Origin of the sequence: Enterobacter vonholyi (genome assembly GCF_008364555.1) — a bacterium.
Taxonomy (GTDB): domain Bacteria; phylum Pseudomonadota; class Gammaproteobacteria; order Enterobacterales; family Enterobacteriaceae; genus Enterobacter; species Enterobacter vonholyi.
Window position 1 is genome coordinate 450,904 of record NZ_VTUC01000001.1, and the last position, 8,850, is coordinate 459,753.

The window sequence follows — 8,850 nt, forward strand, 5'->3', positions numbered from 1 at the left end:
GTTTAACTGAACGTTTCGAATACAGGAAGTCTACCAGAGATGCGTAAACAGGTAGAAATTTTCACCGATGGATCTTGTCTCGGTAACCCAGGGCCCGGCGGCTACGGCGCGATTATGCGCTATCGCCAGCACGAAAAAACCTTTAGTGAAGGCTATTTTCTGACCACCAACAACCGGATGGAGTTGATGGCGGCCATCGTGGCGCTGGAGGCATTAAAAGAACATTGTGACGTGGTGTTAAGTACCGACAGTCAGTACGTGCGTCAGGGGATCACCCAGTGGATCCATAACTGAAAAAAACGCGGCTGAAAAACCGCCGATAAGAAACCGGTCAAGAACGTCGATCTCTGGAAACGTCTTGATGCTGCGCTGGGTCAGCACCAGATTAAATGGGAGTGGGTTAAAGGCCACGCAGGCCACCCGGAAAACGAACGCTGCGACGAACTGGCGCGTGCTGCGGCATCCAATCCTGCACATGAAGATGCAGGCTATCAGCCTGACGTCTAATCGGTTTTTTTATACTGCCGCGTCGCGCCGACGGTCTGGCGGATGGGCGTTTTCGATTTGCTTTGCTTCATAGGGTTAAGCGTAAGGGGAATGGTTCGCTTACGCGCGACGATAAACTGCAAACAGCCCAGGGCGGGGAGATGGGTGCTCAGCACCACGCCACCCTGCCGCGCCCAGGGCAGCACCTGAAAACCACCGTAGCAGAGCACTTCAAAGTTCAGCAGTGACAGCCAGTCGAGCTGGCGCATCATGGTGAACATCCGGCTGTTGTAAGGTGGATTCCTGCGTAGCACCGGCACCAGCTTACGCAGACCCATTAGGCTTAACGGATTGAATCCGCTAAGTACCAGCCAGCCGTCATCAATAAGCACGCGATCGGCTTCACGAAGCAGACGATGCGGATCGCTGCACCAGGGCAGCGTGTGAGCGAGTAAACACGCATCAACGGATTTTTCCGCAAACGGCAGATGCAACGGATCTGCTTTTACCTGAACCGGCGATCCGCCGAGAGAGACGTTGACCTGATGCGAGATAGCGCAGCTTTCGGTATTGATTTCCGCGCTGAGATTGCCAATCTTAAGCAGGTGAAAGCCATACATTTTCGCTAGCCAGGGCTTCAGCTGTTGTTCTAACGCTTCGCGATAATATTCACCCCAGGGCAATTCCGCCCAACGTTCCGGTGCTGCGACAGTCTGAGGTATCCTTGCCGGTTTCATCAAAACACCCGCCACGCTATAAGAGGTAATGTATGAATCTTATCAGTATTCCAGCGTTTCAGGACAATTACATCTGGGTTTTGGTTGACGACGATCGTCGATGCGTCATTGTGGATCCCGGAGAATCGGCCCCTGTTCTGCGCGCAATAAAAGAGAACGACTGGCAGCCAGAAGCCATTCTGTTGACGCATCATCATAACGATCACACTGGCGGCGTGCCTGAACTGCGCGCTCATTTTCCGCATCTTGTGGTTTACGGACCGGCAGAAGCACAAGATAAGGGAATCACGCATGTTGTCGAAGAAGGCGAAAATATCCTCATACGTGAGTGGGAGTTTTCCGTATTTGCTACCCCGGGTCACACTTTGGGACATCTGTGTTTCTACAGTAAGCCTTATCTTTTTTGCGGCGATACCCTGTTCTCCGGAGGCTGCGGAAGACTTTTTGAAGGCACGCCAGCGCAAATGTACCAGTCTTTACAGAAGATTAACGCATTGCCCGATGACACCGTTATTTGTTGCGCTCATGAGTATACATTAGGAAATATGAAGTTTGCCGTCAGCCTGTTGCCTGAGGATCGGGCGATTCAGGATTATTATCACAAAGTGAAGGAGTTACGTGCAAAAAACCAAAAAACACTCCCCGTAATTCTGAAAAACGAGCGCCAAATTAATTTATTTTTACGAACAGATGATACTGATTTAATTAATAAAATTAACCAAGAAACAAATTTGCAACAACCAGAACAGCGATTTGCATGGTTAAGGTCAAAGAAAGATAACTTCAGATAATTGCGGGTTGCCTTTTCAAAATTTCGCCGTTATCATCGCTCGTCTTTTAAGCAACTATTGACACACACATGAAGGCAAAAGCGATATTACTCGCCTCTGTCCTGCTTGTAGGTTGCCAGTCACAGAATGGCAGCAACGTACAACAGCACGCACAGAGCCTTTCTGCAGCTGGTCAAGGGGAAGCAGGGAAGTTTGCAAGTTCGGCGCGCTGGATGGACGATGGAACATCTTTCGCGCAGGATCAAGACTTGTGGACCTCTATTAGCGACGAGCTAAAGATGGGAATTCCGGAAAATACCCGGATTCGCGAACAGAAACAGAAGTATTTAAGAAATAAGAGCTATCTCCACGATGTAACGTTACGGGCAGAGCCGTATATGTACTGGATAGCCGGGCAAGTTAAGAAACGTAACATGCCTATGGAGCTGGTACTCCTACCCATAGTGGAGAGCGCTTTTGACCCACACGCGACGTCTGGCGCCAATGCCGCAGGCATTTGGCAGATCATTCCGAGCACAGGGCGAAACTATGGTCTGAAACAGACCCGCAACTATGATGCGCGTCGCGATGTTGTCGCTTCAACGACAGCCGCTCTCGACATGATGCAACGTCTGAACAAGATGTTTGACGGCGACTGGCTGTTAACGGTCGCAGCGTATAATAGTGGCGAAGGTCGTGTACTGAAGGCAATGAAAGCGAATAAAGCACGGGGTAAATCCACCGATTTTTGGTCGCTCTCACTGCCACAGGAAACAAAGATTTACGTACCGAAAATGCTGGCACTGAGCGATATTCTCAAGAACAGCAAGCGTTATGGTGTACAACTGCCAACACCAGACGAAAGTCGTGCACTGGCGCGTGTTCGCCTCAGCAATCCAGTTGATATTAAACAGGTTGCTGATATGACGGGTATGTCGGTAAGTAAATTGAAAACCTTTAATGCTGGCGTTAAAGGCTCAACCCTGGGGGCAAGTGGCCCGCAGTATGTAATGGTTCCGCAGAAACATGCTGACCAGTTACGTGAGTCTTTAGCTTCTGGTGAAATCGCCGCCGTTCAGTCAACGCTGATCGCGGATGCTTCATCAGTCAACACCCGTAGCTATAAGGTTCGTTCAGGTGATACGCTTTCGGGCATTGCGTCACGTCTTGGCGTGAATGCGAAAGATCTGCAGCAGTGGAATAATCTGCGCAGCTCCGGCCTGAAAGTGGGTCAGACTCTGACGGTAGGTGCAGGTAGCAGCGCGCAGCGTCTCGCCAGCAACAGCGATAGTATTACCTATCGCGTGCGCAAGGGCGATTCACTGTCCAGTATCGCAAAACGACACGGCGTAAACATCAAGGATGTGATGCGCTGGAACAATGATACTGACAATCTGAAACCTGGCGACCAGCTGACGCTGTTTGTGAAGAACAGCGCTACGCCAGACTCCTGATAGCACGATCGAAAGATAAAAAGGCACCGATTCCCCTCGGTGCCTTTTTTGTTTATCCCGCTTTTTGCGCTTCAGCCATGATGGTATCGCTGGTGAATGAACCATCGTTCTGCAGTTCAAAGTACGCCTTTACCTCCGCGGATGCACTCTCCTGATACAGCCTGATCGCCTGGCTTAATGCTTCCGGAGTGCGCATACGAGCGATCCAGGAACTGAACTCCAGCGGTAAGCGATCGGTAATCAACGCGCGCGCGATCAGCCCCGCTTCAGTTATAAGCGACAACCACTCTCCGCTGGAGTAATTTTGCACGTGCGAAGTATCGCGCAGCGCTTCTACCGTTTGCAGCCAGATATTGCGCACCGGATGTCCAGGTGACATCACATCCATAATGATGAATGTTCCGCCCGGCTTCAGAACGCGTTTGACCTCGCGTAATGCCTGGCCGACATCATGCCAGTGGTGCGCGGAATAACGGCTGATAACCACCTCAAACGACGCATCATCAAACGGTAAGGATTCGGCATAGCCCTGGCGCGTATTGATGTTGTTCAGCCCCTTCGCTTTCGCCGCCTCGGCAACAACGTCCAGCATCTGGCTGGATAAGTCATACGCGGTAACGTGCGCCACCTGCTGCGCAGCCGTAAAGCTGGCATGCCCAGCCCCGCAGCCTAAATCCAGAACGTGCGCCTGCGGGAACGCAGACAGACGTTCACCGAGACGCACCAGATCGCGACCTGAAGCGTGCACGGCGCTGCTCAGATAGGCATTTGCCTGAGAACCAAACTGTTTTTCTACGTTGTCATGATGGGAGTGTGTTGTTGTCATCGTACTGTCCTTTGTGAGTGAAAAATAAAGGGCAGCACCCGCGCAGGCCTGCCCCACGGCAGACCTGACACACCATTATTTATCAGGTTTGCCGGGACTGAATTCGACTAGTAGAGGATTATGATCCGAGGCGCGAGTCACCAGAACAGAGGCATCGTGCACGCTCAAACCACGATAGAAGACAAAATCGAGAGGACGACCAAAGGCTTTTTTGCGCTGGTCATCGCTAAAACGAACTTCACGCAACGACATTTCGCGCGCAAAGCGATAGAGCGCATTCATGCGCGGACGGCTCCAGGCATTGAAATCACCGGCCATAATGATGGGCCCGCTGTGATGGGCAATCTGATCGCCGATCGGAAGTAACTGCTTACTGTAGACATCCACGCCCAGGCTGAAATTTACCGCATGGATATTCACAACCATCAGCATTCGGGTATCCGGCAGCGGATAGACCGTCACCAGCGCCGATTTCGCCAGACGCAGGATAGGCTCGCGTTCCCGCAGAGGACAGCAATAGACCGGATGTGCTGCTGAAAGTGTCATCACACCTGAGGGATGTTGCGGCAGGACAAACGCAGGCACCTGGTCGGCGGCAAGATAGTTCGTGGTGGCAAACCGTACCAGCTCCGGGGTGGTTTGCGCCTCCTGGAGCAGAACCAGGTGGGCATCTTTTCCAAAATTCTTGAGTACCGATAACCATTCGGCACGCTGCTGCTTAAAAATATTCCACACCAGTACGCGGATTTTCTCATCGCTACTTAACGGTGTACCGGCGGGTAATGCCTGGCTTATGCTCGCAAATGACCCCGGAGGCAAGATCCTCTCCGCGGGCATTCCGGCAACATAACGCATGGCATAGGTATTTTTTCGCACTTTTGGAAACAGCCTCTGTAACATGAACCAGCCCGGAAAACGGACTGGTTCTAATGTTATAGGGACTTTAGGTCATACTTTCAACGCAATTTCTGAGAAACCGCTTTCCAGTTTTGTAAGCAAGCGCTTACTTATATTAACCCAGCGCGACGCGAGCAGGTTTATCAAAGCGCCCACTCAGGCCAATCAGCAGGAAGGCCACCAGAACAATCACCGCTCCAATCCACGGGGTCTGGGTTAATCCGAAGTGTTCGACGGTTTGCCCACCAACGATGGAGCCCAGCGCGATACCAATATTAAAAGCGGCAATATTCAGGCCGGAAGCCACATCCACTGCATTAGGCGTATAAAGCTCGGCTTTCTGTACAACGTAGACCTGAAGCCCGGGCACGTTGCCAAAGGCGAAGATCCCCATGACCAGAACCGTGACCAGCGCGGCGTAGTGTATCGAAGCGGTGAACTGGAAAATTATCAACAGAACAACCAGCGCGGCGAAGATAAATTTCAGCGCAGGTACCGCGCCATGCTTATCCGCAAGCTTGCCGCCCCAGATATTGCCAATGGCAACGGAAATACCGTATCCCAGCAAAATCCAGCTTACGGCATTGGGGGAGAAGCCAGCCAGATCCTGCATCATCGGCGCCAGGAAGGTGAAAGCGGTGAATACGCCGCCATAACCCAATGCAGTTACCGCGTAGATGATCAGCAAACGCGGATGCGTAAGCACCTTCAGCTGATCGCGCAGGCTGGCGCTCGCCCGGCCTGGAATATTCGACGGCACCAGCAGCAGGCTGGCCACCAGGGCGATGACCCCCAGTAAGGAGACGGCCAGAAACGTTTCACGCCAGCCGAAGTGTTGTCCGATGAACGTTCCCAGCGGTACGCCCGTAACGAGTGCAACGGTCAGTCCACCAAACATGATCGCAATGGCGGAGGCCGCTTTCTCTTTGGGTACCAGGCTGGTTGCAATAGTGGAACCAATCGAGAAGAACACCCCGTGCGCAAGGCCGGTCAACAGACGGGCAATCACCAGCGTGGTGTAGTCCGGTGCCTGCCAGGCCAGAATGTTGCCGGCGGTGAACAGCACCATCAGCGCGACTAACAGCTGCTTACGCGGAAAACGCCCGGTCAGTGCCGTCAGCACTGGTGCTCCGACGGCGACGCCCAGAGCGTAGATAGACACCAACAGCCCGGCAGAGGGTAACGAGATCGCAAGCTGGTTAGCAATAGTGGGAACCAGTCCCACGATAACAAATTCGGTCGTGCCAATTGCAAAGGCACTGATCGTCAGGGCAAGTAGCGCCAGTGGCATAAAATACTCCGTATCATCAGGATTAAGATGACAGGCAGTATGCGCCAGTGCTTAAATAACAAAAATGGTCAAAATCTCAATAGAATTTTGCAGGTGGTGCAACAATGAAAGCTACATCGGAAGAGCTGACAATCTTTGTCGCCGTCGTTGAAAGCGGCAGCTTTAGCCGCGCGGCCGAACAGCTGGGACAGGCTAACTCAGCCATCAGCCGTTCGGTAAAAAAACTGGAGATGAAGCTTGGAGTGAGTTTGCTCAACCGAACGACGCGACAGCTGAGCCTGACGGAAGAAGGAGAGCGTTATTTTCGCCGCGTGCAGTCGGTACTGCAGGAGATGGCCGCAGCGGAGACCGAGATAATGGAGACCCGCAGCACGCCGCGCGGATTGCTGCGCATTGATGCAGCCACGCCGGTAGTGCTTCACTTTCTGATGCCGCTGATCAAACCTTTCCGCGAACGCTATCCGGAGATGACGCTTTCTCTCGTCTCCTCAGAGACGTTTATTAACCTCATCGAGCGTAAAGTGGATGTGGCTATTCGGGCGGGAACGCTGACCGATTCAAGCTTGCGTGCCCGCCCTCTGTTTGCCAGCTACCGTAAAATTATCGCGTCGCCACAGTATATTGCTGAACATGGTAAACCGGAGACGGTTGAAGAACTGAAGCAGCATCTGTGCCTGGGCTTTACGGAGCCGGTATCGCTGAACACCTGGCCTGTCGCCTGTCATGATGGTCAACTTCATGAAATTACGAGCGGATTGTCATCTAACAGCGGGGAAACGCTGAAGCAGCTGTGCCTTGAAGGCAATGGTATCGCCTGCTTGTCAGACTATATGATTGATAAGGAGATTGCCCGAGGTGAGCTGGTGGAATTGATGGCCGATAAACGCCTGCCGGTCGAAATGCCTTTTAGCGCGGTGTATTACAGTGACAGAGCGGTGAGTACGCGCATTCGTGCCTTTATTGATTTTCTGAGTGAACATATAAAAACAGCTCCCGGAGGAGCTGTGTGAGGGTTCAGGTTACAGAGGGCGGGTCAAACTTAATCCCAGTCAGGAGCTAAACCTTCCGGGCTGACCAGACGATCGTTGCACTCCAGCGCGGCAATCGCTTTTTTATCGTCAGCATCCAGATGAAGATCCATTGCTAACAGGTTGCTGGCCAGGTTTTCACGCTTAGTTGATGATGGGATCACGGCATAACCTTCACCCATTGCCCATGCCAGAATGACCTGCGCGGCAGTCGCGTTATGTTTCTCAGCGATACGCGTAATCACTTCATCTTTCACCGCCTTACCGTAGGCCAGCGTCATGTATGAGGTGATATGGATCCCGTGCTGTTTTGCCCAGTCCACGACTTTACGATTTTGCAGGTACGGAGACAGCTCAATCTGGTTGGTCGCAATATTTTCTGCGCCAACAGCAGCAATAGCTTTTTCCATCAGCGGGATCGTGAAGTTGGAGATCCCAATTTCGCGGGTTAATCCCTGCTTTTTCGCTTCCAGCAGCGCCTGCATGAAATCTTCCACGGAGACGGCATCGTTCGGCGATGGCCAGTGGATCAGCGTCAAATCCACGTAGTCAGTACGCAGTTTTTTCAGGCTCTCTTTCAGGCTTGGGATCAGCGTGTCTTTGCTGAGATTCTCAATCCAGATTTTCGTGGTAATGAACAGCTCATTACGCGGTACACCACTCTCTTCGAGAGCTTGTCCAACGGCAGCTTCGTTTTCATAGATCTGCGCCGTATCAACCGCGCGATAGCCAAGTTCAAGAGCGGTTTTAACTGATGCGATAACTACGTCGTCTTTCAGGCGGAAGGTGCCCAGACCAAATGCAGGGAGAGTCATACTATTCCTCAATGGTTATGTTCGTAAACTGAGGACGATTATCGCTGGCGGTTTTATGGAGAAAAAGATCGTAAAACGCAGAGGATTTTTGCTGATTTCGCAATAATTAAATATCAGATAAGAAAAAAGCCCTGAGCTGACGCTCAGGGCTTTTAATAAGTGGCGGAACGGACGGGACTCGAACCCGCGACCCCCTGCGTGACAGGCAGGTATTCTAACCGACTGAACTACCGCTCCACCGAAGACTGCTGTAACCACCGGATTTATGCACCGGCTTACTACTTAATTTGATGCCTGGCAGTTCCCTACTCTCACATGGGGAGACCCCACACTACCATCGGCGCTACGGCGTTTCACTTCTGAGTTCGGCATGGGGTCAGGTGGGACCACCGCGCTAAAGCCGCCAGGCAAATTCTGTTAAATCTGTATCAGGCTGAAATTTGATTGTTCTGTCTCTTCGCCAAAACATCTTCGGCGTTGTAAGGTTAAGCCTCACGGTTCATTAGTATCGGTTAGCTCAACGCATCGCTGCGCTTACACACCCGA

General features: G+C 52.1%; 8 protein-coding genes, 1 tRNA gene, 1 rRNA gene and 1 pseudogene. 4 read left to right on the forward strand and 7 right to left on the reverse strand.

The features are described 5' to 3' along the window. The first annotated feature begins 39 nt into the window (after window positions 1-39). A pseudogene (gene rnhA / locus F0319_RS02200) lies at window positions 40-507 on the forward strand (ribonuclease HI). On the opposite strand, the gene F0319_RS02205 reads toward rnhA, so the two are convergent. Then, the gene (locus F0319_RS02205; RefSeq protein ID WP_111965870.1) at window positions 504-1,223 is read right to left on the reverse strand and encodes a class I SAM-dependent methyltransferase; all 720 of its coding nucleotides are present in this window, start codon (window positions 1,221-1,223) and stop codon (window positions 504-506) included. The pseudogene rnhA and the gene F0319_RS02205 sit on opposite strands and share 4 nt — an antisense overlap. Window positions 1,224-1,255: 32 nt before the next feature. On the opposite strand from F0319_RS02205, the gene gloB reads away from it, so the two are divergent. Beyond that, a complete protein-coding gene (gloB, locus tag F0319_RS02210; RefSeq protein ID WP_149366167.1) occupies window positions 1,256-2,014 on the forward strand; it encodes a hydroxyacylglutathione hydrolase in 759 nt (252 codons plus the stop codon). 68 nt (window positions 2,015-2,082) lie between these two features. Next, window positions 2,083-3,447 carry a murein transglycosylase D gene (gene mltD / locus F0319_RS02215; protein WP_149366168.1) on the forward strand — a complete coding sequence of 455 codons (1,365 nt, stop codon included), beginning with the start codon at window positions 2,083-2,085 and terminating at the stop codon, window positions 3,445-3,447. Window positions 3,448-3,499: 52 nt separating this feature from the next. Here the strand turns inward: mltD and F0319_RS02220 are convergent, their stop codons facing one another. The 3 genes from F0319_RS02220 to F0319_RS02230 form a co-directional block, all read right to left on the reverse strand. After that, on the reverse strand, window positions 3,500-4,273 hold the full coding sequence (locus F0319_RS02220; protein WP_149366169.1) for a class I SAM-dependent methyltransferase: 774 nt from the start codon (window positions 4,271-4,273) through the stop codon (window positions 3,500-3,502). A 75-nt stretch (window positions 4,274-4,348) separates the two neighbouring features. Beyond that, window positions 4,349-5,149, reverse strand: coding sequence for an endonuclease/exonuclease/phosphatase family protein (locus tag F0319_RS02225; RefSeq protein WP_024909448.1), 801 nt, complete (start codon window positions 5,147-5,149; stop codon window positions 4,349-4,351). A 136-nt stretch (window positions 5,150-5,285) separates the two neighbouring features. Further along, a complete protein-coding gene (locus F0319_RS02230) occupies window positions 5,286-6,461 on the reverse strand; it encodes an MFS transporter (protein WP_149366170.1) in 1,176 nt (391 codons plus the stop codon). A 104-nt stretch (window positions 6,462-6,565) separates the two neighbouring features. Between F0319_RS02230 and yafC the strand changes: the two genes are divergently transcribed. Continuing rightward, window positions 6,566-7,471, forward strand: a complete 906-nt coding sequence (gene yafC / locus F0319_RS02235) for a DNA-binding transcriptional regulator YafC (protein ID WP_045909864.1) — start codon at window positions 6,566-6,568, stop codon at window positions 7,469-7,471. Window positions 7,472-7,500: 29 nt separating this feature from the next. Here the strand turns inward: yafC and dkgB are convergent, their stop codons facing one another. The 3 genes from dkgB to rrf form a co-directional block, all read right to left on the reverse strand. Then, window positions 7,501-8,304, reverse strand: coding sequence for a 2,5-didehydrogluconate reductase DkgB (gene dkgB, locus F0319_RS02240; protein ID WP_149366171.1), 804 nt, complete (start codon window positions 8,302-8,304; stop codon window positions 7,501-7,503). A gap of 160 nt (window positions 8,305-8,464) precedes the next feature. Continuing rightward, window positions 8,465-8,541: transfer RNA gene (locus tag F0319_RS02245), tRNA-Asp, on the reverse strand. 55 nt (window positions 8,542-8,596) lie between these two features. Then, a 5S ribosomal RNA gene (gene rrf / locus F0319_RS02250) occupies window positions 8,597-8,712 on the reverse strand. Window positions 8,713-8,850: the final 138 nt, after the last annotated feature.

What these genes read in the sequence shown, in the direction of transcription:
- F0319_RS02205 (WP_111965870.1), bottom strand. Translation starts at nt 1,223, where the DNA reads ATGAAACCGGCAAGGATACCTCAGACTGTCGCAGCACCGGAACGTTGG.
- gloB (WP_149366167.1), top strand. Translation starts at nt 1,256, where the DNA reads ATGAATCTTATCAGTATTCCAGCGTTTCAGGACAATTACATCTGGGTT.
- mltD (WP_149366168.1), top strand. Translation starts at nt 2,083, where the DNA reads ATGAAGGCAAAAGCGATATTACTCGCCTCTGTCCTGCTTGTAGGTTGC.
- F0319_RS02220 (WP_149366169.1), bottom strand. Translation starts at nt 4,273, where the DNA reads ATGACAACAACACACTCCCATCATGACAACGTAGAAAAACAGTTTGGT.
- F0319_RS02230 (WP_149366170.1), bottom strand. Translation starts at nt 6,461, where the DNA reads ATGCCACTGGCGCTACTTGCCCTGACGATCAGTGCCTTTGCAATTGGC.
- yafC (WP_045909864.1), top strand. Translation starts at nt 6,566, where the DNA reads ATGAAAGCTACATCGGAAGAGCTGACAATCTTTGTCGCCGTCGTTGAA.
- dkgB (WP_149366171.1), bottom strand. Translation starts at nt 8,304, where the DNA reads ATGACTCTCCCTGCATTTGGTCTGGGCACCTTCCGCCTGAAAGACGAC.